At 59.9% G+C, this 26,683-nt stretch carries 31 protein-coding genes, 1 tRNA gene and 2 pseudogenes; 13 read left to right on the top strand and 21 right to left on the bottom strand.

Going from position 1 to position 26,683, the window contains the following annotated elements:
- Positions 1-89 precede the first annotated feature (89 nt).
- Complete coding sequence (locus HGP14_RS08585; RefSeq protein WP_168829400.1) at positions 90-932, bottom strand: universal stress protein; 843 nt, start codon at positions 930-932, stop codon at positions 90-92.
- Positions 933-1,029: 97 nt separating this feature from the next.
- Positions 1,030-1,806 carry a competence/damage-inducible protein A gene (locus HGP14_RS08590; protein ID WP_168829401.1) on the bottom strand — a complete coding sequence of 259 codons (777 nt, stop codon included), beginning with the start codon at positions 1,804-1,806 and terminating at the stop codon, positions 1,030-1,032.
- A gap of 219 nt (positions 1,807-2,025) precedes the next feature.
- Here HGP14_RS08590 and wrbA point away from each other — a divergent pair, with 219 nt between their 5' ends.
- A complete protein-coding gene (wrbA, locus tag HGP14_RS08595) occupies positions 2,026-2,625 on the top strand; it encodes an NAD(P)H:quinone oxidoreductase type IV (protein ID WP_168829402.1) in 600 nt (199 codons plus the stop codon).
- Positions 2,626-2,696: 71 nt separating this feature from the next.
- Here wrbA and HGP14_RS36440 read toward each other — a convergent pair whose 3' ends face one another.
- The gene (locus tag HGP14_RS36440; protein WP_312862106.1) at positions 2,697-2,855 is read right to left on the bottom strand and encodes a hypothetical protein; all 159 of its coding nucleotides are present in this window, start codon (positions 2,853-2,855) and stop codon (positions 2,697-2,699) included.
- A gap of 291 nt (positions 2,856-3,146) precedes the next feature.
- Here HGP14_RS36440 and HGP14_RS08605 point away from each other — a divergent pair, with 291 nt between their 5' ends.
- Positions 3,147-3,383 carry a hypothetical protein gene (locus HGP14_RS08605; protein WP_168829404.1) on the top strand — a complete coding sequence of 79 codons (237 nt, stop codon included), beginning with the start codon at positions 3,147-3,149 and terminating at the stop codon, positions 3,381-3,383.
- Positions 3,384-3,596: 213 nt separating this feature from the next.
- Here HGP14_RS08605 and HGP14_RS08610 read toward each other — a convergent pair whose 3' ends face one another.
- From HGP14_RS08610 to HGP14_RS08620, 3 genes are all read right to left on the bottom strand, one after another.
- Positions 3,597-4,886: a mechanosensitive ion channel family protein gene (locus tag HGP14_RS08610; protein ID WP_168829405.1), complete on the bottom strand. Its 1,290-nt coding sequence runs from the start codon at positions 4,884-4,886 to the stop codon at positions 3,597-3,599.
- A 182-nt stretch (positions 4,887-5,068) separates the two neighbouring features.
- Positions 5,069-5,154: transfer RNA gene (locus HGP14_RS08615), tRNA-Leu, on the bottom strand.
- Positions 5,155-5,220: 66 nt separating this feature from the next.
- On the bottom strand, positions 5,221-5,595 hold the full coding sequence (locus tag HGP14_RS08620; protein ID WP_168829406.1) for a VanZ family protein: 375 nt from the start codon (positions 5,593-5,595) through the stop codon (positions 5,221-5,223).
- Between the two features lie 173 nt (positions 5,596-5,768).
- Between HGP14_RS08620 and ilvA the strand changes: the two genes are divergently transcribed.
- The 3 genes from ilvA (at position 5,769) to HGP14_RS08635 (ending at position 8,810) form a co-directional block, all read left to right on the top strand.
- The gene (gene ilvA / locus HGP14_RS08625; RefSeq protein WP_168829627.1) at positions 5,769-7,019 is read left to right on the top strand and encodes a threonine ammonia-lyase; all 1,251 of its coding nucleotides are present in this window, start codon (positions 5,769-5,771) and stop codon (positions 7,017-7,019) included.
- Between the two features lie 37 nt (positions 7,020-7,056).
- Positions 7,057-7,380 carry an HlyU family transcriptional regulator gene (locus tag HGP14_RS08630; protein ID WP_168829407.1) on the top strand — a complete coding sequence of 108 codons (324 nt, stop codon included), beginning with the start codon at positions 7,057-7,059 and terminating at the stop codon, positions 7,378-7,380.
- Between the two features lie 158 nt (positions 7,381-7,538).
- A complete protein-coding gene (locus tag HGP14_RS08635) occupies positions 7,539-8,810 on the top strand; it encodes a GGDEF domain-containing protein (protein WP_312862107.1) in 1,272 nt (423 codons plus the stop codon).
- 3 nt (positions 8,811-8,813) lie between these two features.
- On the opposite strand, the gene HGP14_RS08640 is transcribed toward HGP14_RS08635, so the two are convergent.
- Positions 8,814-9,590, bottom strand: a complete 777-nt coding sequence (locus HGP14_RS08640; RefSeq protein WP_168829409.1) for an SDR family oxidoreductase — start codon at positions 9,588-9,590, stop codon at positions 8,814-8,816.
- Positions 9,591-9,699: 109 nt separating this feature from the next.
- Between HGP14_RS08640 and HGP14_RS08645 the strand changes: the two genes are divergently transcribed.
- Entirely contained in the window at positions 9,700-10,284 is a 585-nt protein-coding gene (locus tag HGP14_RS08645) for a TetR/AcrR family transcriptional regulator (protein WP_168829410.1), read from the top strand.
- 53 nt (positions 10,285-10,337) lie between these two features.
- Here HGP14_RS08645 and HGP14_RS08650 read toward each other — a convergent pair whose 3' ends face one another.
- Positions 10,338-10,952: an FMN-dependent NADH-azoreductase gene (locus HGP14_RS08650; RefSeq protein ID WP_168829411.1), complete on the bottom strand. Its 615-nt coding sequence runs from the start codon at positions 10,950-10,952 to the stop codon at positions 10,338-10,340.
- Positions 10,953-11,089: 137 nt separating this feature from the next.
- On the opposite strand from HGP14_RS08650, the gene HGP14_RS08655 reads away from it, so the two are divergent.
- The gene (locus tag HGP14_RS08655; RefSeq protein WP_168829412.1) at positions 11,090-12,058 is read left to right on the top strand and encodes a LysR family transcriptional regulator; all 969 of its coding nucleotides are present in this window, start codon (positions 11,090-11,092) and stop codon (positions 12,056-12,058) included.
- Positions 12,059-12,093: 35 nt separating this feature from the next.
- Here HGP14_RS08655 and HGP14_RS08660 read toward each other — a convergent pair.
- The 4 genes and pseudogenes from HGP14_RS08660 to HGP14_RS08675 form a co-directional block, all read right to left on the bottom strand.
- Positions 12,094-14,083: pseudogene (locus tag HGP14_RS08660) on the bottom strand (bifunctional 2',3'-cyclic-nucleotide 2'-phosphodiesterase/3'-nucleotidase).
- Between the two features lie 97 nt (positions 14,084-14,180).
- A pseudogene (locus HGP14_RS08665) lies at positions 14,181-14,507 on the bottom strand (PilZ domain-containing protein); the annotation flags it as partial.
- A 77-nt stretch (positions 14,508-14,584) separates the two neighbouring features.
- Positions 14,585-15,481 carry a DMT family transporter gene (locus HGP14_RS08670; protein WP_168829413.1) on the bottom strand — a complete coding sequence of 299 codons (897 nt, stop codon included), beginning with the start codon at positions 15,479-15,481 and terminating at the stop codon, positions 14,585-14,587.
- A 72-nt stretch (positions 15,482-15,553) separates the two neighbouring features.
- A complete protein-coding gene (locus tag HGP14_RS08675; protein ID WP_168829414.1) occupies positions 15,554-16,015 on the bottom strand; it encodes an Lrp/AsnC family transcriptional regulator in 462 nt (153 codons plus the stop codon).
- A 157-nt stretch (positions 16,016-16,172) separates the two neighbouring features.
- On the opposite strand from HGP14_RS08675, the gene ald reads away from it, so the two are divergent.
- The gene (ald, locus tag HGP14_RS08680) at positions 16,173-17,291 is read left to right on the top strand and encodes an alanine dehydrogenase (protein WP_168829415.1); all 1,119 of its coding nucleotides are present in this window, start codon (positions 16,173-16,175) and stop codon (positions 17,289-17,291) included.
- A gap of 15 nt (positions 17,292-17,306) precedes the next feature.
- On the opposite strand, the gene HGP14_RS08685 is transcribed toward ald, so the two are convergent.
- The 5 genes from HGP14_RS08685 to HGP14_RS08705 all read right to left on the bottom strand — a co-directional run bounded on the left by HGP14_RS08685 (position 17,307) and on the right by HGP14_RS08705 (position 21,128).
- Positions 17,307-17,813, bottom strand: coding sequence for a DUF1203 domain-containing protein (locus HGP14_RS08685; RefSeq protein WP_168829416.1), 507 nt, complete (start codon positions 17,811-17,813; stop codon positions 17,307-17,309).
- 70 nt (positions 17,814-17,883) lie between these two features.
- Complete coding sequence (locus HGP14_RS08690; RefSeq protein ID WP_168829417.1) at positions 17,884-18,444, bottom strand: GNAT family N-acetyltransferase; 561 nt, start codon at positions 18,442-18,444, stop codon at positions 17,884-17,886.
- An 8-nt stretch (positions 18,445-18,452) separates the two neighbouring features.
- On the bottom strand, positions 18,453-19,322 hold the full coding sequence (sseA, locus tag HGP14_RS08695; RefSeq protein WP_168829418.1) for a 3-mercaptopyruvate sulfurtransferase: 870 nt from the start codon (positions 19,320-19,322) through the stop codon (positions 18,453-18,455).
- A gap of 21 nt (positions 19,323-19,343) precedes the next feature.
- Positions 19,344-20,081, bottom strand: a complete 738-nt coding sequence (locus HGP14_RS08700; protein ID WP_168829419.1) for an alanyl-tRNA editing protein — start codon at positions 20,079-20,081, stop codon at positions 19,344-19,346.
- Positions 20,082-20,087: 6 nt separating this feature from the next.
- The gene (locus HGP14_RS08705; RefSeq protein WP_168829420.1) at positions 20,088-21,128 is read right to left on the bottom strand and encodes a cysteine synthase A; all 1,041 of its coding nucleotides are present in this window, start codon (positions 21,126-21,128) and stop codon (positions 20,088-20,090) included.
- 321 nt (positions 21,129-21,449) lie between these two features.
- Between HGP14_RS08705 and HGP14_RS08710 the strand changes: the two genes are divergently transcribed.
- The 3 genes from HGP14_RS08710 (at position 21,450) to HGP14_RS08720 (ending at position 23,897) form a co-directional block, all read left to right on the top strand.
- Positions 21,450-22,286, top strand: a complete 837-nt coding sequence (locus HGP14_RS08710; RefSeq protein WP_168829421.1) for an SDR family NAD(P)-dependent oxidoreductase — start codon at positions 21,450-21,452, stop codon at positions 22,284-22,286.
- Positions 22,287-22,464: 178 nt separating this feature from the next.
- Entirely contained in the window at positions 22,465-23,373 is a 909-nt protein-coding gene (locus tag HGP14_RS08715) for a S1C family serine protease (protein WP_168829422.1), read from the top strand.
- A gap of 65 nt (positions 23,374-23,438) precedes the next feature.
- Positions 23,439-23,897 (top strand): GNAT family N-acetyltransferase, encoded by a 459-nt coding sequence (locus HGP14_RS08720; RefSeq protein ID WP_168829423.1) that lies wholly within the window; start codon positions 23,439-23,441, stop codon positions 23,895-23,897.
- Between the two features lie 16 nt (positions 23,898-23,913).
- Here the strand turns inward: HGP14_RS08720 and HGP14_RS08725 are convergent, their stop codons facing one another.
- A complete protein-coding gene (locus HGP14_RS08725) occupies positions 23,914-24,213 on the bottom strand; it encodes a helix-turn-helix domain-containing protein (RefSeq protein ID WP_246704382.1) in 300 nt (99 codons plus the stop codon).
- 268 nt (positions 24,214-24,481) lie between these two features.
- Here HGP14_RS08725 and HGP14_RS08730 point away from each other — a divergent pair, with 268 nt between their 5' ends.
- Positions 24,482-24,784, top strand: coding sequence for a DUF982 domain-containing protein (locus HGP14_RS08730; protein ID WP_168829629.1), 303 nt, complete (start codon positions 24,482-24,484; stop codon positions 24,782-24,784).
- 25 nt (positions 24,785-24,809) lie between these two features.
- On the opposite strand, the gene HGP14_RS08735 is transcribed toward HGP14_RS08730, so the two are convergent.
- The gene (locus HGP14_RS08735) at positions 24,810-24,959 is read right to left on the bottom strand and encodes a hypothetical protein (RefSeq protein ID WP_168829425.1); all 150 of its coding nucleotides are present in this window, start codon (positions 24,957-24,959) and stop codon (positions 24,810-24,812) included.
- Positions 24,960-25,098: 139 nt separating this feature from the next.
- On the opposite strand from HGP14_RS08735, the gene HGP14_RS08740 reads away from it, so the two are divergent.
- Positions 25,099-25,344 carry a DUF982 domain-containing protein gene (locus HGP14_RS08740; protein ID WP_168829426.1) on the top strand — a complete coding sequence of 82 codons (246 nt, stop codon included), beginning with the start codon at positions 25,099-25,101 and terminating at the stop codon, positions 25,342-25,344.
- A gap of 39 nt (positions 25,345-25,383) precedes the next feature.
- Here the strand turns inward: HGP14_RS08740 and HGP14_RS08745 are convergent, their stop codons facing one another.
- Entirely contained in the window at positions 25,384-25,608 is a 225-nt protein-coding gene (locus HGP14_RS08745) for a DUF4157 domain-containing protein (RefSeq protein WP_168829427.1), read from the bottom strand.
- 539 nt (positions 25,609-26,147) lie between these two features.
- Complete coding sequence (locus tag HGP14_RS08750; RefSeq protein WP_168829428.1) at positions 26,148-26,657, bottom strand: DUF1643 domain-containing protein; 510 nt, start codon at positions 26,655-26,657, stop codon at positions 26,148-26,150.
- Positions 26,658-26,683: the final 26 nt, after the last annotated feature.

The following is a 26,683-nucleotide window of genomic DNA, read 5'->3' on the forward strand; positions in this document are numbered from 1 at the left end:
CTGAACTGCGCGAAAGGAAATGCCGGAGGCAGTCGCCGGTCGCCGCAATTAGCGGGATTTGCATCCAAAACGCAAGTCCCGCCGCTTCGTCAGCGGGAGAGCAGGGTGAGTGCGGTCATCGATTGCAGCACAGCTTTCGTCGTGCCGCCGAAGATCATCTGCCAAAGGCGCGAATGCGTATAGGCGCCCATGACAAGAAGATCGATGCTGCTGTCGGAGAGGCGGTTTTCAATCACGCTCGAGGCGCTCTTGTGAGCGCTTTCGGCGACCGCAAGCGTGGCCTTCACGCCGTGGCGGGCAAGGGTTGCAGCGATCTCGGCTCCCGCCAGGCCGGCGGTCTGCATCGCCGTATCCACAGGGTCGACGGAGAACACTTCGACCTCATCGGCCGCCTTCAGGAACGGCATGGCATCGAATGTCGCGCGTGCGGCCTCTTTCGAGCCGTTCCAGGCGATCATCACCCGTTTGATCGGCTTTGGCTGGCGCATGATGTAGGGGATGATCAGAACCGGGCGGCCGCTTTCGAAGAGGAAACTGTCGATGTCGGCTTGGTTGTCCGACGGCTTCGAAGGATCAGCCTGCGAGGCAATCAAGAGGTCCGCGCTACGGGCGCTCTCGATCAGCGGTGCCGAGCCGTATCCCGCCGCGGTGGCAAAGCTGCGCCATTCGAACGACACGCCCGAAGCCCCGGCTTTCTGACGAAAGATGCGCTCCACCTCGACGGTCTCGGTGTGGGCCATATCCTGCAGGGCCTGAAGGGCGACCGGATCGGGAATTTCCATCGGCGCAACCAGCGGGACTGCTGAAATACTTTCGGCATGGAGTCCGATGACGTGAGCGTCGTGTTCGGCGGCAATGGCAAACGCAAAATCGGCGGCAGCCCGGCTGCAGTCGGCCGTATCGAGAATGGCGAGTATGGTTTTGTACGACATATCAATTCTCCTTGGCAGCTGAAAATAAGCTCCGCAGGCAAGGAATGCGTTCGCTGCCGGAACGGTTCCGGGCGAGGGTAATCCCTGCGTGAACGGCTCAAGCTTCTGCGGAATGGTTTTCCGAAATCTCCCTGGCTTTGCGAATGCCCTCGATCATGGCGTGAACTTCGGCGCCCGCCGCATCCACAGCCGCCTGCGCACGGCCGCGCACGACGATTTCCGTTGAAAATTTCTGGCCGATGTAGCGCGGGTAAGAGCCGATGCTGGTTTCCGGATGGGCCTTTTGAATGGCGGCGAGCGGCATGCCGATCTCGCCCTCCGCATAGGGAGAGGCGATGGCGAGCGAGAGCATGCGCGTTCCGGTGCGAAGCGTCGGCAGAACATTGTCGACCATTGCTTGGAACACTTGCGGCACGCCGGCCATCACGTAGACGTTGCCGATGACGAAGCCCGGCGCCGTCGAGACGGGATTGGCGATGTGTGCAGCACCGCGCGGCATGCGCGCCATGCGCTGGCGGGCTTCGGTGAATTCCATCTCGCGGCGCTTGTACATGTCACCGAGCAGCGTCATTGCCGCCGCATCATGCTCGCAGGGCACTCCGAAAGCCTTGGAGACCGCATCCGCGGTGATGTCGTCATGCGTCGGGCCGATACCGCCCGACGTGAACACGTAATCATATTTGCTTCGCAGAGCATTCAAGGCATCGGCGATCGCCTCCTCGTCGTCGGCGACGATACGCACCTCTTTGAGATCGATGCCGGACAGCAGAAGCATATCCGCCAGATGGCCAATATTCTTGTCCGTGGTCCGGCCGGAAAGGAGTTCGTCGCCGATGGCGAGCATGGCGGCGGTGACGAGGGTTTCATTGCTCATGAAAGATTTCCAATAGTGGGGCTTCGCTAAAGGTAGCGTCCTTTTTCGGGGTTGCAAACGGCGGCACTCCGTCGCGCAAGGCACAATGGAAACGACAAGTGAATTTTCGTCTACATCGAGTGAACACTGAGTTACTCCCGAACGGGTTATGCTGGCAGGAGCGCACTGCTAAAACCCCGCCCGTCACCAGTTCAAGCCCATGTCTCAAGGGAGTTCATTATGGCGAAGGTTCTCGTTCTCTATTATTCCGCGTATGGCCACATCGAAACAATGGCATATGCCGTTGCGGAAGGTGCCAAATCGGCCGGTGCCGAGGTTAGTGTCAAGCGCGTTCCGGAACTGGTGCCGGAAGAAGTCGCCAAGGCGTCCCACTTCAAGCTTGATCAAGCTGCTCCGATCGCTACCCCCGAAGAGCTTAGCGACTACGATGCGATCATCGTGGGCGCCGGCACGCGTTTCGGCACCGTTGCATCGCAGATGCGCAACTTCTGGGACCAGACGGGTGGCCTCTGGTTCGCCGGCAAGCTCGTCGGCAAGGTAGGCTCGGTATTCACCTCGTCCGCTACGCAGCATGGCGGCCAGGAATCGACCATCCTCGGCTTCATCCCGACCTTCCTGCACCAGGGCATGGTCGTCGCCGGTCTTCCTTATGCCTTCCAGGGCCAGATGGGCGTGGATGAGATCAAGGGCGGTTCGCCCTACGGCGCCTCGACGATCACGAACGGAGACGGCTCGCGTCCGCCTTCGGCAATCGAACTCGAGGGCGCAAAGTATCAGGGCGCGCACGTTGCAAGGCTCGCGGCAAAGCTCGCTGGCTAAAACTTACGCACGACAGAGAAACGGCGCGGTTTATTGCCGCGCCGTTTCTCGTTCAAAGCCCGCATGGACGGCTAGTGGATCGCCATGGACGTCGCGGCATTGATCCTGGTTGTATCCGGGCCGTTGTAGGTATCGATCAACCGTGAAGCGATCTCCTCGATCGTCCTGTGTCCGTCGTTGTAGAGATCAATGGCGGCGCTGCATAGCACTTGGGTTCTCGTATCGTTCACCGACGCCCCATAGTGTCGGTACCACGCCTGAACGGCTCGAGACAGAATCTTGAAATCGGCTTCGCGTATTGGTCTGCAGGAAGTGAACATCCGAAACCCCTCTAACCTGTACAGGCAGGGGGCATAGTATTCGGGTTATATAAGCGGTCAATGATGTAATCGCGCTACGTCCGTTTTCGTACCTTGGACGCTCACCTCGCAACATCATGCCTGCCATTCACGGACGTGCAGGAACACTTGTGGCGTAGAAAAGTTTTCCCTCATCAAGCGCGGAAGCCAAGAGGAGACACCGTGTTCGTAGTTCTGATCGGCGCAGCCCTCGTGATCTGCGGAACTTTCCTCCTGTTCCGGGAGGCACTCGGCCGGCGCCCGCTCAGCGATCCGCACCGAACTTCCTCTACCGACACCAAGCGGACGTTGGAGCCGAGTGGACAGGGGCTTCGTTTTCTGGGAGTGACGAGAAACTGGCTGGGCCTGGGCTTGGCAGCAGCCGGAGGGGCGCTGTTGATCCTGGCGGCTTACATGTAGCGCGCGCGCCGGTCCGGTACCGTACTAGTACCTTTGGGCGGGTTTGCGATGGTTGCGTTATCTGGCATTCTGCTACTGGGGCACACAGAGATCGTGGGTCCACCTGCCGCAGGGTTTTGAAGGTCCCCGCGGCACGAGGTGCGACAGGGCTCGCTTTCCAACCCTTCGGCGAGCCCTCGTCGTGCCTTAGGCGCCATGCCAACCTTCGCTCCCTTATGCGCCGGTGACCTCAATAGGCGTCTTCATGATGATTTCACGATGCGGGTACGGGATGGAAATACCCGCTGCCTTGAACGCGTCCCACAAAGCAATGAGCACTTCGCCGCGAACGTTTGTCAGTCCGTTGCTCGGATCGGAGATCCAGAATCTCAGCTTGAAGTCGAGCGATGATGCGCCAAACCCTATCATCCAGCAGACCGGCTTGGCGTAGGTGCTGGCAACGCGGGGTATGGTTTGCGCGGCCTCGATAGCGATGCGGACAACCTCGTGCGGATCGCTGTCGTACGAGGTTCCGAAGCTCACTTCGATGCGGACATATTCACTGGAGAACGACCAGTTCACGACCTGCTGAGAAATGAAGTCTTCGTTTGGGATGAGATACTCCTTGCCATCTCTGGTGATGACCGAGACGAAGCGGGAGCGCAGGTCGCGAATCGAGCCGAAGGTTTCCCCCAGCGTAATCGTGTCGCCTGGTTTGATGGATTTATCGAGCAGGATAATGATTCCGGAGATGAAGTTGGAGACGACCTTCTGCAGGCCAAAACCGATGCCGACGCCGACTGCACCCGAAAAGATCGTGAGTGCCGTCAGGTCGATGCCTGTTGCAGACAAGGCAATTGCGCCCGCAACAACGATCAGCCCTATCTTGATCAATTTGCTGATGAGGACCTTCAAGGATGGTGTGAGATCGGCGGATTTTTGTATCCAGTTGGAGGACATGTTGCCGATCAGGACCGCGAGCCAGATCATCGCGACAGAAAGGACGATGGCCTTCACGACAAGCAACATCGACAGCCGAACCGCGCCGAGATTGACGGCCACGCCATCGAGGGCTGCCAGAAGCGCGCCGTCGAGCCCAAGCGCGTAAAGTGCAAAGTAGAGCCAGCCGACGGCGGCAACTACGCGCGCCAGAGTTTGATTTCTGATGATGCGCGTGAGCACCGATATGACGAACCACGCCACCGCCAACGTAAGTGCTGTCGACACGAGCCACCGGTGCGAGGGCCATGCAAATTGCAGCAACGCCACATCCGCAATTGCAAGCCACACAATGAGGAAGAGCCAGCGAAGTCGCCGCATGAACGCGATGATGACGCGCAGCAGGTCCGGATTGCCCTTGATCGTACGGGCGCGGGATTCCACTGCCGGCTCTATCCGTTTGGCCAAGAAACCGGAAAGCAGGTAACCGACGAGGATCAGGGCGGACTGATAGAGCGTCCACTCGTTCAGAAGGAAAGTCTGCAGCCAGGATTTGGCAGCGTTGACCGCCTCTACGAAATCCATCGTCTTTCTCGTCGTCGTTCTCCGGGATAACCGGCGGGAGCGGGATTTTGTTCAAAATCGCGAAATCGAATCGCCCTGACAGAACGAGATTTCCCCCTCGGATCGGTTGGCGCGAGGTCCGGCGGATGCAGATGCTTTTAATTTCTGCCTGGCGTAGTACGCGGCGCTACGCTCTGTTTATTTGGTGCGGGCGACGGGAATCGAACCCGTACAGCCAAAGGCCGAGGGATTTTAAGTCCCTTGCGTCTACCAGTTTCGCCACGCCCGCATACTTTTTCCCTTCAAGCACTTGGGCGATTCAGTCAAGCAGATGTTTTGCAACTCTCAGGAAGGTTTATCCCTGAGCAGGTACCGTTTTGATCCTCTGCCTGATCTGCAGACGCCGGTAGACGGCGCGGCCGGCGAGAATCCCGAGCGCGGCTCCGGCGGCCTTGACGACCACGTCGTGCAGACGCGCATGCCGTGTCGGCGATAGGTATTGCAACGATTCGATCGCAAGCGCACCGAAGATCAAGAAGAGTGCGACGAGCTTCCACTGCCGCGGATAGGCGATCGCAAAGACGAAACCCGCGACGACATAGGCAAGCGCGCGGTCGCCATCGACGGTCGTGATCGTATGCGGCCTGAGGTCGATCGGCGAAACGGTGACGAAAATGATGGCCGCAAGCAGCAGCCAGGCGAGCGGTCGAAGGAGACGTGAAATCATCATACTGTCACGTTTAGCAACATTGCCAGGCAAACGCACCGGGCAACGGCGATAAACCGCCGTCACGCTTAAAAAAGCCTTCCGTAGGACCAGGAACCGAAAGGGCGCTGAATCGGCTTCTTTTGCCAGCCGACCTATGCCATAGCGGTGTCCGGATAAGGAATGCACCGATGACTATTACACGACAGGACGTAGAGCGCGCTGAAGAAGCGTTGCGCGGCCTCTTTCCCGCGACACCGCTGCAGCTCAATGACCATCTTTCGGCGCGCTATGGCGCTGAAATCTGGCTGAAGCGGGAAGACCTTTCGCCGGTCCGTTCCTACAAGATTCGCGGCGCCTTCAACTTCTTTCGCAAGGCGATTGCACAAGGCGGCGGCGAGCGCGTCTTCGTCTGCGCTTCGGCGGGCAATCATGCGCAGGGCTTTGCCTATGTCTGCCGCCACTTCGGGGTGCAGGGCGTTGTCTACATGCCGGTGACCACACCGCAGCAGAAGATCGACAAGACCCGCATCTTCGGCGCGGAGTTCATCACCATCAAACTCTATGGCGACTTCTTCGATCAGTGCTACCAGGCGGCGCGCGACCATGCGGAAGCTGCCGGAGGCGTCATGGTGCCGCCGTTCGACCATGAGGACATCATCGAGGGACAGGCGACGGTCGCCGCCGAGATCATGCAGCTGCTGCCGGAGGGCAGGGTGCCCGACATGCTGATCATGCCGGTTGGCGGCGGCGGACTTGCCGCAGGAATCACGGGCTATCTTGCTGGCTCGCTGCCGAAATCCGCATTCGTGTTTACCGAGCCGGCGGGCGCGCCAAGTTTCAGGCGGAGCATCGAGGCGGGCGAGGTGGTCACCCTTCAGAAAGTCGACAATTTTGTCGATGGCGCAGCCGTCGGCCGAATCGGAGACCTTAATTTCGCAGCGCTCAGGGACTTTTCCCCGGAACAGGTCATGCTGATGCCGGAAAATGCCATCTGCGTGACGATTTCGGAAATGCTGAATGTCGAAGGCGTCGTGCTGGAGCCTGCAGGGGCGCTGTCGCTGACCGCGCTTGCCGCGATGGACCCGCAGACCGTCCGCGGCAAGACCATCGTTGCCATCGTCTCCGGCGGCAATTTCGACTTCGAGCGGCTGCCTGATGTCAAGGAGCGCGCCATGCGCTACGCCGGCCTGAAGAAATATTTCATCCTGCGGATGCCTCAGCGTCCGGGCGCACTTCGCGATTTCCTCAATCTGTTGGGTCCGGACGACGATATCGCCCGGTTCGAATATCTCAAGAAGACGGCGCGCAACTTCGGTTCGGTCCTGATCGGTATCGAAACCACGGCACCGGAGAACTTCGCGACGCTGATTGCGAATTTTGAAAAGGCCGGCCTGGGCTTCGAGGACATCACCGAGAACGAGATCCTCGCCAACCTCATCATTTGACTTTGCGGGCAGCTGCGGCCCGTGCTAAATGCGATACATGGCTTCGATCTTTTCCAGTATTGTCTCGATCTTTTCCGGCGGCAAATCCGCCGAAGACAGCGCGGCGCCTAAGGGCGAACCGCAGCTTTACGGCGATTGCGCCATCTATGCCGAGCCGCGGAAGGAAGGCAGCCAGTTCCGCCTGGCAGGCCGCATCGAAAAGACGGTCGGCGACGAGGTTCTGGTGCGCAATTTCATCCGCGCCGACGTGTTTTCCTCTTCAGACGATGCGATCGAGTGCACCGTGCGCAAGGCACAGCAGATCATCGATCAGCACGGCCCGTCGCTTTTTGGCGACGGCGAAAAGGAGCGTCAGGTTTAGCCTGACGCTGAAATGCTCTTCCTCGGAATGCCATCGGCGAGCGGCTGCAACACGGGATGCGCATCGTCCTGATGCACCCCTAATTTCACGACGACTGTCGGACCTGACCGTTTTTTAACCCTATCGCGCTATGCAGATCTGGTTGGAGAGTGGAAGGCGTGATGGCAATTCTCAACCTCGGTCTCATTGTCCTGCAAGCCCTCGGCTATTTCACGCTGATGGTGACCTTGCTGCATTTCCGCCATCGGCTGGGCCTTGGCGTCTTCATGACGGCGCTGGGCGTCATGCACTTTCTCGAAACGTACCTCGCCGCCGTTTTCTATGTGTCGCTGCCCTTCGGCGTCGCATCGCCGGGATCGTCGGTGTTCTTCGCTGGCAAGTTGATGATGATCCTGATGCTTTATCTTCAGGAGGACGCATCGACGGTCCGGCAGCCGATCTACGGGCTGTTCATCGGCAATCTGCTGACGGTGGCGATCGCCTGGATTCTGCAGCTGCATCAGACCGTCGAAGTTTCGCCCGGCAACGGCGCCGATTTCGCTTTCCTGAACGAAATGGGCTGGCTGATGGTCTGGGGCACGACGCTGCTCTATCTCGATGCGCTCGGCATCATCCTGCTTTATGAGCGCCTCGGCCGCTGGATCAAACGGAATGTGATTTTTCGTTTCCTGATCTGCGGCCTTGTCTTGCTGACGTTCGACCAGATCGGCTTCTTCGGCGCCTTGCACCTTTTCCTCGACGTGCCGCTCGCAGCGTTCTGGGGCGGCTGGATCGCGAAGATGTTCGCGATCTTCGTCTACACCGCACTGTTTGCCGTCTACGAGGTTTATATTCGCCGAAAGGCTATTTCCGGTGCGCCGCGCTCCCTCAGCGACCTGTTCGGCGATCTGACGTTCCGCGAGCGGTACAATGATCTTCTCGAACGGACGGGCAGGGACATTTTGACGGGCGTTTACGACCGCTCGCGCATGGAGCTGGAAGCACCGGTGATGGTGCGTGAAGCGTTGCGTCAGGGGCACTTCGTAACCGTCATCATCATCGACGCCGACCATTTCAAGGACGTCAACGATAACTTCGGTCACCTGCAGGGTGACGAGGTGCTCAAGGCAATCACGTCCCGGCTTGGAACGATCCTGCGTTCTGCAGACAGGGTGTTCCGCTTCGGCGGTGAAGAATTCGTCGCGATCTGCCCGGCTACGAGCCACCAAGAGGGGCTGCTGGTCGCCGAACGCCTCAGATGGGCAATCGCGACGAGCGTCAGGACGCCGGACGCGCAGTCCGTCACTGTCAGCATCGGCGTTGCAACGGCGGACGAGGATGGCGTGAGCTTTACCACCGTTCTCTCCGCGGCGGATGAACGGCTCTATCAGGCAAAGAAGAGCGGCCGCAACTGCGTTGTCGGCCGCTCGGGTCTCGTCAAGGTCGGCTGAGGTTTACGCTGCGCGGAATATCTTTGCGCCGGATGGCGCGCTCGTCGCCCCGCCGTCGACTGTGATCTCGATCCCGGTAACGTTCGATGAATCGTCCGAGGCAAAGTAGAGCGCTGCCTTGGCGATCTCCTCGGCTTCGCTCATGCGGCCGAGCGCGCTCATGCCACCGATGCGTTCTTCCAGTGCTGCGGCTGCATCCGGCGTCTGCGAATAAGGAGCCCAGATGGGCGTCTTCGTGCCGCCCGGGGTCACCTGGTTGACGCGAATGCCGCGGGGCGCGAGCTCGGATGCCATGTTGCGCGTCATGGAACGGACCGCACCCTTGGTCGCAGCATAGGCCGACCAGCCCGGCATGCCGAGAACCGCATGCACTGAGCCGTTGAGGATCACCGAGGCGCCGTCGTTCAGATGCGGCAGCGCCGATTGAACCGTGAAGAACACGGCCGTCAGATTGGTGCTGATAATGCGCTCGAACTGCTCAAGTGATGTCTGACCGAGCGGCGTTGCGCCGCCGATGCCGGCATTGGCGAAAAGGATGTCGAACCTGCCGAACTCTGCTGCCGCTTCCGCGAAGGCCCTTTCGGTGGCCGCGACGTCGGTGACATCGACCTTCAGCGCCAGCACGCCTTCACCCAGCGTTTTCTGCGCGGCGGCGAGCGTTTCCGGATTGCGCCCGGTGATGATGACTTTCGCACCTTCGGCCAGAAACACCTTGGCTGTTGCAAGGCCGATGCCGCTATTGCCGCCGGTGATCAGGGCGACTTTGTTCTTGAGACGCATGGGATGGCTCCTCTTGGAAGTGAACGCAATCTGGATTATGGTTGAAATCCATGCTGGAGGATTATGCTTATAATCCAGATAAGTCAAGAGGCATTGCCGGGAGTATCCTATGGGCCATTCACAACTCGAAAAGCAGAAGACGCACGAGCGGATCGTCGAGATCGCGTCCCGCCGCTTGCGCGAGAAGGGTCTGGAGGGCATCGGAGTGGCCGACATCATGAAGGAAGCCGGGCTGACGGTCGGCGGCTTCTATAAACACTTCGAGTCCCGCGATCAGCTTGTCGCCGAGGCGATGCAACTGGCCTTCGGTTCATGGGAGGCAAATGTCAGGGCGCAGGGCAAGGAGCCGAAAGACATTCCGCTTAGCGCGTATGCGGCGACCTATATGAGCAAGGGCCACCTCGGCGGTGTAGGGGAAGGCTGCCCCTTTGCTGCGTTGACTGCCGATCTTGCCCGCTCCGGTGAAGAGTGCCGCACGCTCGCGACGGAGCAGATGAGGATCAATCTGGGCAAGATGACCGAAAGGATCGCCGGGGAGGCCGGACCGGACGCCGAAGCGCGCCGCAAGGCGATCATTGTCACTTCGGTCATGGCAGGCGCGGTCGGGCTCGCCCGAATCGCCAGTGACGAGGCTTTCGCTTCCGAAATCCTCGAAACCGTCGAAGCCTTCGTCAACGAGTTCGCAGGCAAATGAAAACGGCCGGCGAGGGGCCGGCCGTTTTTGAAGCGGGTTGAAGCTTCTTGCTGTTAAGCTGCGAGAGCGAGCTCTTCGGCGCGGGCCTTGGCGGCACCGATCGCCTTTTCGGCAGCTTCAGGACCAAAGGCGAGGCCTTCGACATAGATCGTCTCGATATCGGTGATGCCGAGGAAGCCGAGCACCGACTTCAGGTAAGGCACGGCATGGTTCATGCCGGCGGCAGGACCCTGCGAATAGACGCCGCCGGAGGCGAGAACGACATAGACCTTCTTGCCGGTTGCGAGGCCAACCGGACCGCTTTCGGTGTACTTGAAGGTGCGGCCGGCGCGGGCGACATTGTCGATCCAGGTCTTCAGCGACGAATAGATGTTGAAGTTGATGAGGCCCGTGCCGATCACGACCGTGTCAGCGGCGAGCAGTTCGTCGACCAGCGCATCGGAGGTTTTGACGGCTTCGGCTTCCTGTGCGGTGCGCTGATCGGCTGGCTTGCGGATGGCGGCGGTGAAGAGATCGTCGATATGCGGCAGCGGATTGGCAGCGAGGTCGCGGCGAACGATGGCGCTGCCGGACTTCTGGCTCTGAAGCTTGGCGACCAGGTCGGTGGCAATCGTGGTCGAAAGCGATTCAGCGCGCGGGCTGGAGGTCAGAAGAAGGATGGAAGACATGGTCAAATTTCCTTTTCGAATTACGTTTGGCCGCCTTTTCAGGGAGGTCGGCGGCTGCTTCGAGAAGGAAAATAAGTCTGGCCTGCTATCGAAAAAACTGGGATAATGTCGATCGAAATCATCGATGGATTGGATATATGCTCCCGAACCCAACCCTGGACCAACTACAGGTGTTTTTGACCGTCGCCGAAACCGGCAGCTTCTCCGCAGCGTCCCGCGTCTTGAACCGGGCGCAGTCGGTCATCAGCTATACAATCGCCAATCTCGAGGCGCAGCTCGAGATGCCGCTCTTCGAGCGGTCGGGTGCGCGCCAGCCGAAACTGACGGCTGCGGGCAAGGCGATGCTCGAGGATGCACGCCGACTGATGACTGACCTGCAGGTGATGCGCGCCCGCGTGAAAAGCCTGAAGGATGGGCTGGAGGCGGAGGTTTCCGTCGCAATCAGCGTCATGGTCCCGTCGTCGGCGACGGTGGAGGTTCTGCGCGAGTTCCAAGAGAAGTTTCCCTCCGTTGCGCTCAACCTTGCGGTTGGCGAACTCGGCATGGTCATGGACTCCGTTCTGAGCGGCAAGGCGACGATTGGCATCGGTGGAGCTGTTCTGAAGCAGGATGATTCGATCCATATGGAAAAGATTGGTCATTCCTTCATGCTGCCCGTGGCTTCACGCGACCATCCTTTGGCGCGGATCGACCGGCCGCTCACGCTAGGCGATGTGCGCGAAGAGGTGCAGCTCGTCGTCACCGACGCGTCCGGGCTGACGACGGGCCGGGACTTCAACGTTCTTTCCTATAAGACGTGGCGCCTCAGCGACATTTCGACCAAGCACGCGTTGATCCGGGGCGGCTTGGGATGGGGCGGTCTGCCTGCGTCGATAATCCGCGACGACCTCGCGAACGGCACGCTCGTTCACCTCGACCTTCAAGCCTATGAACAGGGCGAGTATCCAATTTACGCCATGCGGCGCCTTGCCAATCCGCCCGGACCGGCAACCGCATGGATAATCGGCGCGTTCGAAGCGCGGCTCTCGCGGTGCCCCACGCATGCGGATTTCAAGGCATTTCTGAACGAAATCCGGTCACCCGAAATCCCGCTTGCGGCGGAGTAGGCGAGGCTCCGCAGCCTCGCCGGTTCACGCCAGCTCTAGAGTACCAGCCGGAATTTCGAAAAGCCGTCGCTTCCTTCGCCGGCTTCCTCGATCTTCGCACCCTTGACGTCTGCCAGGAACTGCTTGGCCCTCGGTCCGCTTTCGAAAACGGCGGTTGTTCCCGCTAGCGGCTTGAAGGTCCAGTTGCCGTCGGCCGAGGGATTGATGGTGCCCTGGTCGTGGATGAAGCGGACGATGACGTCGCGATTGGTATCCGGCGCCTGGAAGACGACCTTGTCGGAGGCGATCTCGGGGAACTTGCCGCCACCGCCGGCGCGATAGTTGTTGGTCACCACAACGAATTTCTGCGCGGAATCGATCGGTTTTCCGTCGAACTGCAGATTTTGGATGCGGTTCGAGTTTTCGTTGATCGGCTTGCCGTCATTGTCGTACTTGCGCGGCTGCGACAGGTCGATCTGGTAAGTCACGCCATCGATGACGTCGAAGTTGTAGGACGGGAAATCGTTGTTGAGCAGCGCCGCGTCCTTGGCGCCGGGCTTGATCTCGTTGAACATGCCGGCAGACATTTCCAGCCAGTTTTTCACCTGTTCGCCGGTCACGACAACCGCCTGGACGGTGTTCGGATAGAGATAGAGGTCGGCGACATTCTTGATCGCCACGTCGCCGGCAGGAACATCGGTGTAGTAATCGGCACCGCCCCTGGCCGCCGGCCTTGAAAGGAGCGGCTGCCGAAAGCACCGGCAGAGCCTTGAACTCCGTGTCAACAAGCATCTGCTTGATGTACCAGGTCTGCGCCTGGCTGACGATCTGGACCGACGGATCGTCAGCAACCAGCGCGAAATAGGAATAGAGCGGTGCCGACGTCTTGCCGACCGGCGTGCGGACATAGGCGAGCGTCGCCTCGTGCTCGGCCTTGGCGGCCTCGATCACTTCGTTCTTGTCGCTGACATCCGCAACGATCTTCTTGTTCTCGTCGCGATGATAGATGGGGCGCGCCTCGGCGGTGAAGTCGACGATCTTCCAGCTCTTGCCGTCCTTTTCCAGAAGCAGGTCGATGAGGCCGAGATGCGAGCCCCAGAAGCCTGCCATGACCGTCGGCTTGCCGTGCAACGTGCCCTTGACCGGATCGGCGTTGGCGATGCCGTCCCAGGTCTTCGGGCCGGGGAAGACGAGGTGCTGGTGGCCGGTGAAGATCGCATCGATGCCATCGACGGCAGCCAGGTAGAGCGAGGCGTTTTCCATTTTCTCGGATGGTGCCGCGCCGTCGATGCCGGAGTGGGAAAGCGCGATGACGATATCCGCACCTTCCTCCTTCATGACAGGAACCCAGGCTTTGGCGGCCTCGACGATGTCGCGGGTCTGAGCCTTGCCTTCAAGGTTCTTGATATCCCAGAGCATGATCTGCGGCGGCACGAAGCCGATGAAGCCGATCTTGACCGGGCTCTCGTTGCCGGCGCCATCCTTGATCTGCTTTTCGACGATCACGTACGGCTTGAAGAACAGATCGTCCTTCTTCGGGTCGGCGGCAAGCTGCCCCTTGGTCAGGTTGGCGCAGACGAACGGGAAATTCGCGCCGCCAAGCACCTTGAACATGAAATCGAGGCCGTAGTTGAACTCGTGGTTTCCGAGCGTGCCGACCGTATAGCCGAGCGTGTTCATCGCCTTGACGACGGGGTGGACGTCGCCGTCCTTCATGCCGTGCTGATAGGCCATGTAGTCACCCATCGGATTGCCCTGCAGCACGTCGCCATTGTCGATCAGCAGCGAGTTTGCCGCTTCGCCACGGATCGAATCGATGATCGTCGCCGTGCGCGCCAGACCCATCGTGTCGTTCGGCTTGTCGGCATAATAGTCGTAGGGAAAGACGTTGACGTGAATATCTGTCGTTTCCATGAGCCGCAGATGCGCCTGATTGGCGGCTGCTCGCGCCGTGAAAGGGTGGAGGAGAACGAGCGCCGAAGTTGCGGCAATGCCGCCAAGCAGCGAACGTCGGCTAATCGGCGGCAGTTCGAGTACGGAAGCCATGGGAACTCCTTTGAAAACCAGGCATCAGCTGCGCTGAGGCGAGACTAGGGTGATTTCCAAAGGAGTAAACCCTGAAAATAACAGGGCTTTAGCGCGTCAGGACCGGCCTCACTTCCTTGTGGAAGAACCGGAAATAGGAGGAGACCTGCGCGCGGGCATTGGAGTTCGGATCGAACTGGATGCCGAGGCGGCCGTTGTGGCTCCAGCGGATGATGCCATGGAGCGTCCCCAGGTCCTCCGCAAGGATCTGTACGCGGCTGCCGGATGCCGCGTGGATCGGCGATCTGATTTCGACCGCCATGCCGGTGACAGACATGTCAAGAATACGGGCGTCCACTTCCTTGTTGAGGTAGCGGACCTTCCCGAATACGCGGCAATATTTGCGTTCAGCCTTACGCGTAATGATATTCAAATTTCGCATGATGCTGCTGCTCCCAATTGAAATTTATAAGCCTAGGTTATCGCGAAAAGATTGAAAATGTTTTTACAGCAATTGCTAAACTATGAGCTGGCTTCGATCTTCTGATTCCGCGCCCGGCGGGCGACTACGTGCTCGCGCCAGATCGTGAAGATGCCGGCTGCGACGACGATCACCGAGCCCACGATCATGTTGAATGTCAGTGTTTCGCTATAGATCGTAACGCCGATGATGCAGGCATAGACAAGCTGCAGATAGGTGAGCGGCTGAACGGCTGAGGCGTCGAGCATGTCATAGGCGCGGATCAGGAAGTAATGGCTGGAGATGCCGGTCATGCAGAGAAGCGCCATCCACCCCCAGTCGCCGGCCGACATCCATGTCCAATAGAAAGGCCCGATGAGCGTCATCGTAATGCCGCCGGCGACGCCGGTGTAGAAAAAGCTGGTCATGGCGGAATCATCGCGGCTGACGAGGCGGGTGGCGAGAACGTAGAAGGCGAAAAGGAAGCAGCCGAAGATAGGAAGCAACAGCTTCGGATCGAGGAAGCCGCTTTCCGGCTTCAGGATCAGAAGCACGCCTGCGAGCCCCGCACAGATTGCCGTCCAGCGGCGCCAACCGACGCGTTCGCCGAGCAGTGGCATGGAGAGCAGGGCGATCAGAATGGGTGTGCCGGCAAAGATTGCCTGTGAATGGGCGAGGCCGACGGTCGCGAAACTGCTGATTGCCACGACGACCTGCGCGGCAAGCACCACGCCACGGAAGACCTGGAGAATGGGCCGTTTTGTGCGTGCTGTCGCTTTGAACCCGCCACGCATTCTGGAAGCGAGCAGAATCGTGAAAAGCGCAAAGGCCCAATAGCGGATCATCGTCACAAAAACGGGAGGGTAGACGCTCGCCAGATGCTTTGAGATGCCATCTTGCAGGGAAAAGATGGTGATCGCCAGGAGGACGAAAATATAGCCTTGGGTCTTGGATTTCATGTCTTGCCGTGAGGCGGGAACGGCCCGCGTTCGATCGAACCTAGGTCAGGTTTCCGACTGCATTGCAAGGCCCTAAAGGCCGACATTCGGCCTATCGATGATTTCCCGAAGCGCGAAGCTGGAATTGATCTTCACGACGTGGGGCAGGGCCGAGAGCCAGTCGCGGTGGATGCGCTCATAGTCTTCGAGATCGCGGGCCGCAACGCGCAGAATATAGTCATACTCGCCGGACATCAGATAGCAGACGAGCACGTTCGGGCAGCGCTTCACCGCCGCCTCGAACTCCGCAAGCGTCTTTGCGAACTGGCCGGACAGCGAGATATGCACGATGGCGATCATCTTGTATTCGAGCGCCTTGTGCGAAAGGCGCGCATGGTAGCCGGCGATGACGCCGCTTTTCTCGAGAATGTCGAGGCGTCTGGAGCAGGCGGAAGCCGAGAGGCCCACTTTCGCCGCAAGGTCGGCATTGCTGATCCGGGCGCTTGCTTGGAGCGCCTTGAGAATCGCACGATCGATAGCATCGAGTTCCTGCATTCGAAAAACCTTCGGAAAATAAGCGACTGACGCAATAATCTTCGAAAACGGCCCGCGCTGCAAATACTCTTTGCAAGGACATTTTGTTCGTTCGGTGTTTTGATTTGTCCGTTGATAACGCTCCGCCCAAGCGGACATACAAGGAGAGGAACGCTCAATGCGTGTCGGTTGCCCGAAGGAAATTAAGAATCATGAATATCGTGTCGGCCTGACACCCGCTTCGGTTCGTGAATATGTTGCCCATGGCCATGAGGTCTGGGTCGAGACAAAGGCAGGCGCCGGAATCGGCGCGGACGATGCCGCCTATAGTGCCGCTGGCGCGAAGATCGCCGCCTCGGCCAAGGACATCTTCGAAAAGTGCGACATGATCGTGAAGGTCAAGGAGCCGCAGCCCTCCGAATGGGTGCAGCTTCGCGAAGGCCAGATTCTCTATACCTATCTCCACCTCGCGCCCGATCCGGAACAGACGAAGGGCCTTCTCGCCTCCGGCGTGACAGCCGTCGCTTACGAAACCGTCACCGACGAGCGTGGCGGCCTGCCGCTGCTTGCGCCGATGTCGGAGGTAGCGGGCCGCCTGTCGATCCAGGCCGGCGCCACGGCGCTTCAAAAGGCCAACGGCGGCCTCGGCATTTTGCTCGGCGGCGTGCCGGGCGTGCTCCCGGCCAAGGTGGCGGTCATCGGCGGTGGCGTCGTCGGTTTGCATGCGGCAAGAATGGCCGCGGGGCTTGGCGCCGATGTCAGCATTCTCGACAAGTCGTTGCCGCGTCTGCGCCAACTCGACGACATCTTCAATGGCCGCGTCCATACGCGCTATTCCGGCATTCAGGCGCTTGAGGAGGAGGTCTTCTCCGCCGATCTCGTCATTGGCGCCGTGCTGATCCCCGGCGCCGCCGCACCGAAACTCGTCACCCGCGAAATGCTATCCGGTATGAAGAAGGGGTCCGTGATCGTCGATGTCGCGATCGATCAGGGCGGCTGCTTCGAGACCTCGCATGCGACAACGCATTCAGAGCCGACCTATGAGGTAGACGGCGTTGTTCACTATTGCGTTGCCAACATGCCGGGCGCCGTGCCGGTCACGTCAGCGCAGGCGCTCAACAATGCTACGATCGGCTATGGCCTGGCGCTCGCCGACCGCGGCATGCGAGCCATCGCCGAGGACAAGCATTTGCGCAATGGCCTCAACGTTCACAAGGGCCGCATCACCAACAAGCCGGTTGCCGATGCGCTGGGTTATGAGGCCTACGCACCGGAAAGCCTGTTGAACGTGGCGTAACGCCATCACCTTACGTTAGATGAGGGCGCCGGTCTCGCTGAAAGCCGGCGCCTTTTCCTTGTCGATCCGGCACTGGAAGCAATTGTTGCGCGCCGAGCGGACGTGCACGTAGGCGATCTCCGGACGGTCAAGGAGTTTGGCGGCGTAGGCGCGGATATCGGGTGTCAGTGTCACCGCGCCCGTGCCGTAGACGATGCGGTTTTCAGCATTATAGCCGCGCACGATGAAATCCGGGCTCGTCAGAACTGGCGGCAGGACCTCTTCGGCGGCATAGCGCTCGCAGCGTTCCTTGTGGAGGAAGACAGGACCGGTTTCAGCATAGGGCTGAAGCTCGGGAAATGGCCGGTAGGCGAAGACCAGCAATTCCTCGCCGGCATCGATATTCCTCAGGCAATGGCGGCAGGGATGGCCGGGGCCATCAGACACCATCGTCTCGGGCGGGAAACCATAGGCGTCGGTACCGCCGCTCCAGAGGTTTTCGGCGTCGGCAGTCGGCATGGCGGAAAAGCGGATGTCGGTCATGGCAGATCTCCTTCTTTGACTGCCATGAATGCGCTTCCAAAGGCGCTGAAACCACCCGATTCCTGCCGGGTCAGCTCTTCTTTGCGAGCTCCAGCAATTCCTTGTCGCTGAGCGGCCGCACGATGCCGGTGCCGGTCGAGACGGGAGAGAAGCCGAACATCTGGTAGAGCTGCAGCGCGCGGGGATGGTCCAGGTTGTTCGTCGTTGTCGTGACGCGCGTCGGGTTCAGCGTCCAGATCGCATAGAGCGCCTGGAGCAGGAACCACTTGCCGATGCCGAGGCCAAGCGCGTGCTCGATCAGGCCGAAATGGCAGAGCTCGATCGTATCCTCGTCCTCGCAGAAATATTCGTAGAAGCCGGCGGGCGCCCCGTTGACGTAAAGCACGCTGATATTGTTGCGCTTGTCGTGCAGGGTTGCCGCCAGCTTTTCATCGCTCATCCTCAGCCGGTCGACCCATTGCCAGCGGGCGCCGACCTGGCGGTAAAGATGCCGGTAAAAGGGCAGGGGAATATCCGGCGTGCGCATGATCGCGGTCTGAATATTGACCGGTACCGGCAGGCTCGCCTTCGGCGGCGACGTCATTTCCAGCCGAGTAATATGAGCCGTGAGCGAGGAAGCAGGTCTGGCCATGGAGGGTCTCAGGCCTTGGCCGGACCGGGCGGGCCGGTCACCACCGGCGTATCGCCGCGGCTGCCCCATTCGCTCCAAGAGCCGTCGTAGAGCTTGTTGTCGGTATGACCGAGCGATTCCAACGCCAGCGTGATGATTGCGGCCGTAACGCCCGAGCCGCAGGAGGTGACGACCGGCTTCGACAGGTCGATTCCCGCATCCTCGATCGTCTGCTTCAGTTCCGGCAGCGACTTGAACCGGCCCTTGTTGGCGAAGACGCCGGAAGGCAGGCTGCGGGCGCCCGGCATATGCCCGGAACGCATGCCGGCGCGCGGCTCGGGCTCGGTGCCTGCAAAACGGCCGGCGCTGCGGGCGTCGGCAATCTGCAGTGCTGCGCTGGAAACGATGTCGCGCATGGTCTCGAGCGTCACGACGCGGCTTGCGGCATAGTTCGTCTTGAAGGTCGCGGGCTCGTACGTCGGAACATCCGTCTCCAGCGGACGGCCCTCCGCCTTCCAGCCGTCGAGGCCGCCGTCGAGAACGAAGACGTTCTTCCCGCCCATCACCCGGAAAAGCCACCAGACGCGAGGCGAGGCGAACATACCGATGCCATCGTAGACGACGATCCGATCCGTCTCACTGATACCCATCTTGCCGACTTCCTCGGCGAAATATTCCGGCGAGGGGATGGTATGCGGAAGGCCGGTCGAGTGATCGGCGATCTTGTCCTGGTCAAAGCGGATCGCGCCCGGAATATGGCCGCTTGCAAATTCGGCGTCGGCGTCGCGATTCTGCGCCGGGAGATAAAAGGAGGCGTCCAGCACGCGCAGGTCCGCCTTTCCGAGCTCGCCCTGCAGCCACTCGGCCGAAACGACGAAACGGCTCTTCTCTTCGCTCATTCTAGTCTCTCCCCTGGTCGTCTAGGCTTCGTTGCCGGGCACGCCGAAGCGAATGCGGAAGCGCCGGTTTTCCTTGCCCTTCTTCTCTATCTTTGCGATGTGAATCTGGCCGACTTCCTGCGTTTCCGACACATGTGTGCCGCCGCAGGGCTGGCTGTCAATCGCCGAGTTTTCGCCGATGCAGACGAGGCTGACCCGTCCGAGTCCAATCGGCGGGCGCACATTCTTCGATTTCACGATTCCGGGATTCGCAGCCAGCTCCTCGTCCGTGATCCACTGGACATAGACCGGGTGGTTCTGGCCGACGAGTTCCATCATCTTCGCCGTCACCTCGTCCTTGTCGATCGTCTCGCTCATGTCGAAATCGATGCGGCTCTCCTCTTCGCCGACGGCTGCACCGGCGATCGGATAGGAACAGACCACGGAAAGCAGGTGGCAGGCCGTATGCATGCGCATCAGCCTGTAGCGGCGCGGCCAGTCGACATGGAGCACAAGCTTTTCGCCGACTGCCGGCTGCGCTTGGGCTTCCGCGGGAACGTGGATAACGATGTCCTTGGTTGCCCCATGCTTTGTGGGCCCAAGTACGATCTTCGAACCGTCGGCGCGCTCGAGGAAGCCGGTATCGCCCGGCTGGCCGCCGGACGCAGCATAGAAGCAGGTCTGGTCCAGCTCGATGCCCCCGTCTTCGTGAATGGCGGTTACGACCGCCTCGCATGTCGAAAGATAGAAGTCGTCACGATAGAGGGCATTGACTGGCATGGGGTCTCACGCTGTTGGTTCGTAAGGTATCTTTATGTCCTGGGACGACGTCAGCCATGCCGGAATGGGCAGGCCCTTCGACGTCAGGAAATCGGGATTGAAAAGCTTCGACTGGTAGCGATTGCCGTAGTCGCAGAGAATCGTCACCACGGTGTGACCCGGTCCAAGATCCTTTGCAAGCCGTACCGCGCCGGCAATATTGATCCCGGTCGAACCGCCGAGGCAAAGCCCCTCGTGTTCCACGAGATCGAAGATGTAGGGCAGCGCTTCTGCGTCCGAAACCTGATAGGCAAAGTCCGGCGTGAAACCTTCGAGGTTGGCGGTGATACGGCCTTGGCCGATGCCTTCGGTGATCGAGGAGCCCGAGGACTTCAGTTCGCCGTTCTTGTAGAATTCGTAGAGGGCGGCGCCTTCAGGATCGGCAATGGCGATCTTGACGTCCTTGTTGAACGCCTTGAGACCGGCGGCAACGCCAGCCAATGTGCCGCCTGAGCCGACGGCGGAGACGAAACCGTCGACCTTGCCATTCGTGTCGTCCCAGATCTCCTTGGCCGTCGTTTCGATATGCGCCTGGCGGTTCGCGATATTGTCGAACTGGTTTGCCCATATGGCGCCGTTCGGGTCGGTCTTGGCCAGCTGCTCGGCAAGGCGGCCGGAGACCTTCACGTAGTTGTTGGGATTCTTGTACGGCACGGCAGGCACTTCGACGAGTTCGGCACCGAGCAGCTTCAGCGCGTCCTTCTTCTCCTGGCTCTGCGTCTCCGGAATGACGATGACGGTACGATAGCCGAGCGCCTTGGCGACGACGGTCAGCCCGATGCCGGTATTGCCGGCAGTGCCTTCGACGATGACGCCGCCCGGTTTCAGCAGGCCCTTTTTCTCGGCATCGCGGATAATGTAGAGCGCGGCGCGATCCTTCACCGACTGGCCGGGATTGAGAAACTCCGCCTTGCCGAGGATGGTGCAGCCGGTCGCCTCGGAAGCTCCCTTCAGCTTGATGAGCGGAGTGTTGCCGATCGCCTCGATAACGGATGGATGGACGGTCATGGAATCTGCCTCTGTGGAACCTGTAGTTTAGGAACGGTCTTTTCCCTTCACAAGGCTGGGTTGGCAAGAAATGCTATTCCATGCCTCTGTCTGCCGGGGCAAAATTAGACTTCCCGCCTTACATCCCGCCTCTCGCGGTTTTTCCAGGGTGGCCACGGATTGCCGCCCGCGCCGCTGCCGCTCCCGGAGCGCCTATTCGGCTTACCGGAGGCCATCGCCTGATCATCGGCGATCTAACCGGCCGAAAGCAGCCACAATGGTATGGTAAACAAGCTAACCGAAGGTCAGCGGGGTACTATGCCGTTCTTGAGGAAGTCTACCATGCGCACTTTCATCGCCCAGCCCGAACATGGAGTAGCTTGGATTTCCGGCGCGAGTACAGGAATCGGCCACGCTCTGGCGCTGAAACTGGCCGGCGAGGGGTACAAAGTCGCAGTGACCGCCCGCAACCATGAAAGCCTCGCCGAACTGCAGGCCGAGGCGAGCGGTCTTTCGGGCAGCATCATCGTTCTCGATGGTGACGTGACCGATCCCGAAGATATGGAGCATGTGCTCGCCTCGATCGAATACGAACACGGCGCGCTTGCGTTGGCGATCTTCAACACCGGCGTTTACGTGCCTGTTCATGCGGAGGAGATGGACCGCGCGGATTTCGAGAAGAGTTTTGCCGTCAATCTCTCCGGTGTCGTCAACTGCCTTCTGCCAGCTGTCCGGCATATGAAGGCCAAGGGGCAGGGGCAGATCGCCATCGTCTCCTCCGCTGCCGGTTATGGGGGCCTGCCGACCGGCGCGGCCTATGGGGCGGCCGAGGCGGCGCTGATCAACATGGCCGAAAGCCTGAAATTTGATCTCGACAAGATGGGCATCCGCATCCAGATCATTTGCCACGGCTTCACCGAGAGTTCGTTGGCTGCCAAGAACCGATTTCCGATGCCGTCGCTGGTTTCGCCCGAGAAAGCCGCGGAGCAAATTGCGGCGGGCCTCAAATCCAGTAGCTTCGAGGTCAATTTTCCGAAGCGTTTCACCTTGATGCTGAAGCTTCTTCAGCTAATGCCTTACGGCATCTATTTCCGGCTGGTGAACCGCTGGACGGGCTGGCGCAACCGTCCGCTATCTTCGTCCGGTCACCATCCGGCGACACCGCATCCTGCGGAGTAGTTAATGGTTCGAGCAGCAGGCGAACCGGTCCTGCCTATACCTTGCATCTTCTCTCGCGCATCCCTGCCGATATTTTGCTGCGGATCAATCCAGAAATTCGAGGCGCGGGAGCCTTGCGTCTGGCGCGCAGCGTCATACCTATATATGCGTCCAATGCCCGCCTCATAGAGGTCTAAACATGAGTAATATCAACACCGTCATACGGTCGATCGTGGCCGTGCGCTCCGTAATTCCGGAAGATGCCTTCACGGCAACGACACTCGGCACCCGAAGGGAGGGTAGCGGTGTGGTCATCCGGGAAAACGGGCTGGTGCTGACGATTGGGTATCTGATTACCGAGTCTGAAGAGGTTTGGCTGACCCGCAACGACGGGCATATCGTTCCTGCTCATGCGCTCGCCTATGATCAGGAAAGCGGCTTCGGCCTGGTGCAGGCCCTTGCGCCGCTCGACCTCCCGGCGCTGGATTTCGGTAACGCTTCCAAAGCTAACATCGGCGATCCGGTGGTCCTTGCCGATGGTATTGGCCAGTTCGTGCAGGCGAACATCGTCGCCAAGCAGGAATTCGCCGGCTATTGGGAGTACTTGCTCGACGAGGCCATTTTCACGACGCCGGCTCATCCCTCATGGGGAGGTGCTGCCCTCGTCGATGCAGACGGCAAACTCCTGGGCATTGGCTCGCTTCGCCTGCAAATGAGCCATGGCGGAGAGGTCGCGGATATCAACATGGCGGTGCCGATTGATCTGTTGCCGCCTATCCTCGACGATCTGCTGAACCGGGGCCGCGTCAACAAACCGCCCCGGCCCTGGCTTGGGGCTTTCTCGGCTGAAAGCAACGGCGATGTCGTCGTCATGAGTGTTGCCGAGGGAGGTCCGGCCGCTGAAGCCGGTTTGCGCCAGGGCGACATCATCTCGGAGGTGCGGGATGGGGAAGTTGAGGGGCTCGCCGATTTTTACCGCAAGGTGTGGAAGAGCGGCCCTGCCGGCGCCGAGATCCCGATGCGGGTCTTGCGCAACGGCCGCGAAGCATGGCTGCGCGTCAAGTCGGCCGATCGCAACAGCTTTCTCCGGAAGCCGCACCTGCAATGACATCAGCACCAACCCAGCGGAGATCGCGGCAAGGCGAAGAAGAGCGAGCGCTTGCGAGGTAGGCTATGGAAATTCGCATCGCCACACCCGATGAAGACGCTATCGTTGCGGGCCACTATCTGAGGATATGGGACAGCTATGGTACGCCCGAAGATCACTATCGGCGCGATGCCATGTCTCGGATCGAAACCTTCATGGAGGAGGGGCGTGCGCAGCGCCGGCTGAGATCCTTTCTGGCCGTCGCCGATGGTGCGATTGCCGGCTCCTCTTCCTGCCAGCTCCATCAGTCGCCGTTTCCCGAGGTGATAGCCCCTCAGCACCGGTTGAATGGCTATATATGGTCGGTTTACGTCGACCATATCTTTCGCCGCAAGGGTGTCGCTCGCGCGCTGACGACCGCTGCGGTTGACTATCTGAAGTCGATCGGCTGCACGACCGTGGTCATTCACGCCTCGGATCCCGGCGAGCCCGTCTATCGTTCCGTCGGCTTCGAACCGGCCAAGGAAATGCGGTTGAAATTCTGATGACTATGGTCTTCCGTCAGCCACCCGCGCCAGGCGGCGCATCGTTCTCGAAGACCTCGCGGTACTGGATGGTTTCAGCTTCGTCGGTGTCGACGGACGAGCCTAGCGGCCGTGCCAGCCGCACACCCGGACCGCCCGAGCCGGAGTAATCGCCATCCAGGAAGGCGATGCCGGCAGCCTCCAGCGCAGCCTGGATCGCATCCATAGCCGATTGCTCCACATCGATGCCGTTCTCGACACGATCCAATGTCGTGGCGGCGATGCCTGATCTGGCGGCAAGATCCTGCACGCCCCAGCCCAGAGCGGCACGCGCCATTTTGACCTGTATCCCCCTCATATGTACCTGCGCAAATTGGTGGTCGGTGGTCGGCATTTGATGGCCGCATTACGATACGACAAACGCAACCTGGCTGCACCGGTTCCATATCGCACGCGAAAGAGGAGAGTTGAAAGCCTACCTAAAAAGAGTGGCTGCAACTAAGGAGATCACTCGAAAAGAGGGCGGCCTCTACCTCTTGAACCCAATTCGACGCACCCGATATTTTTTGGATGTGCATTGGTATATCGCGAAAGGAGGAGTGATCATGTTTATCAATGACGTCCCTTGGCGAGTTCCAGTCGCAATCCACCTGCAATGCGGACTTGAACGCACATTTCATACCGCCTTCGACGCCCTGGATTTTCTCGAAAACGAATGGCCTTTGCGTCATGGCGAGCGATATGATCGAGCAATCGACAAATGCCGTGGAGCGATCAGCCGGGCAGTTCCCGCGGAAGTGGCGCGCGAAGCCTTTATCGCGGCTTGCCTTGAGGCGGGGATGCCTGCTGTCGGGAGGGGCGTCGCCTCACGCACCGAAATGCCGCCGAAAACCGCTACCAGGACGTAGTTCGCCCGGCTTCGCGGTTCTATGGTCATTGGCTCTGATCGATCTCCTGTGCCGGTCGCCTGTCGGCATAGTCAGGCTTTGGAGCCAGCAACGCTCCGATCACGATGACGCACCCCGCCGTGATGATGGCGGCGATGTAAAATATGAATGCTAGGCGCTCTCCGTTGGCGGTCATGGCTAAACCCCCTTGATCTCGCGGATACAACAGCGGGCGCCCATGATTTGTTCCTTGCACCGGCGAGATGGTTCCGTGGCAGCCGGAACGACTCAGCCGCTGATTCGTTGAGTCGCGTGATTCGTCGGAGTCTTTCGTCATGCAAGTCGATGATCGAGCCTTCCAGCCAGTGAACATCAAAGTAGGAGACCGCTTTCGCGTGGTGGCAACGGTCGCCGATGCCTATCGGCTCATGGTGACCGAATGGCCCTTGAAGGAAGCGCCGGCGCTCTATCGGGCCGAAGTCACTTGCCTTGACGCGTTCAATGACGCGGCGACGCCCGAGGACGTTCGCAAGAAATTCCTGATCGCCGCCAGCGAGGCGCACCTGCAATATGTTGTGTGAGACGCCATAGAAGGATCGGCGCTTCGCCGTGCGGACGCGTCAGTCGGCTTTGGCGAACCTGTCTCCGGCGGCGTATGCTTCGGCCTCCACGCTGACATAATTGTAGATGTATCGCTCGGCGAATCCCTGAACGTCCCATTCCTTGTACTGCTGGACATGCTTTAGTTCATGCGCCCATAACGCCAGACTCCGGGCGCCTTCCCGATCGGCGAAGATGACGGTGTCGGACAAGGTGACGGCATGCGCGCCGTTGCCGAGCGCCAATTTGGCGATATTCCATTCTCCTCGCTCCCCGATCTTGTATCGGACTCGATCGTAGACATACGAGGGATACGCCGATCCGAGCGCCACGCGAACCCGGCGAGGAATACCAGACGTCCGAGAACTGCGAGAAGCATCGCGAGACTCGATGATCCATTGGGCGAGCATCGGTCCAACTAACACGGCCGCAAAATTCCTCCCCGTCTGACTAAGGACGCGAAGCGTATTTTTGCTGTCCCGCGTGGGATTGCCGCTCAAGCTGGTCGAGTACACTGAAAGAATTTGCCCGAGAGTGGGTAAGCGGGGAGCCGCGGCGTTTGCCGAGGGCCTCACTGGCGACCGGCTTCCGCTCGGATCAGACACGCGCTTCTGCAAATCCGGTGCCGCACCGCCGTGAATCAGGCTGAATGCCATGACGAGCGTCAGGAAAAGTTCCATGAACGTGGCCCTCTGAATATTAGATAGACCGAACGCATGCGTCGAGGAAAGCAAAAACAGCCGCGCTCTAATGATCGCCTGCCTCGTGATGCTTTCCGAATTGGTTATTCGGCGCTCCAGTCGATGAGAGGCATCGCATATGCGAGCATCAATGGGTGGAGAGGGTCGCCCGCGTCAGTGAAGCCGAAGGCCTTGACCGGCTTTCTGGCGGCAAAGATCATCGCTTTCATGTCGTCCAGGCGAGGGCGCAGCCTTCGCGGGAGCTTGAAGCGGCTGCCCCAGCACGGCACCAGAACGTCTGCCTCGGCGATGATATCAGCAAGATAGACATCGTTGAGAGGGCCGATCGGGTCCGCCGCTGCGGCCAGTTTCTTGACGTCGCGGGCACGCAGGCCGAAGGCGTTGCCGACGATGTATCGCGAGCCGCCATTGCGCACCGTGAAGCCGTTCCACTTCGTGACCGTCTGATCGTCTTCTTCGCCGTCGGCCGTTGATCCGTTCACGCCGAAGTAGGCAAAGACAATGCCGGTGCTGCCGAGGATCCGGTCGAGCCGCCAGCGGTAGAGGCTGCAATCGGAGATGACTGCCGAGCCTTGCGTGAAAAGGTCCCTCATATGCCGGCATCCCCGATGCGCTCGTT

The organism is Rhizobium sp. P32RR-XVIII (assembly GCF_012641395.1).
GTDB lineage: Bacteria > Pseudomonadota > Alphaproteobacteria > Rhizobiales > Rhizobiaceae > Rhizobium.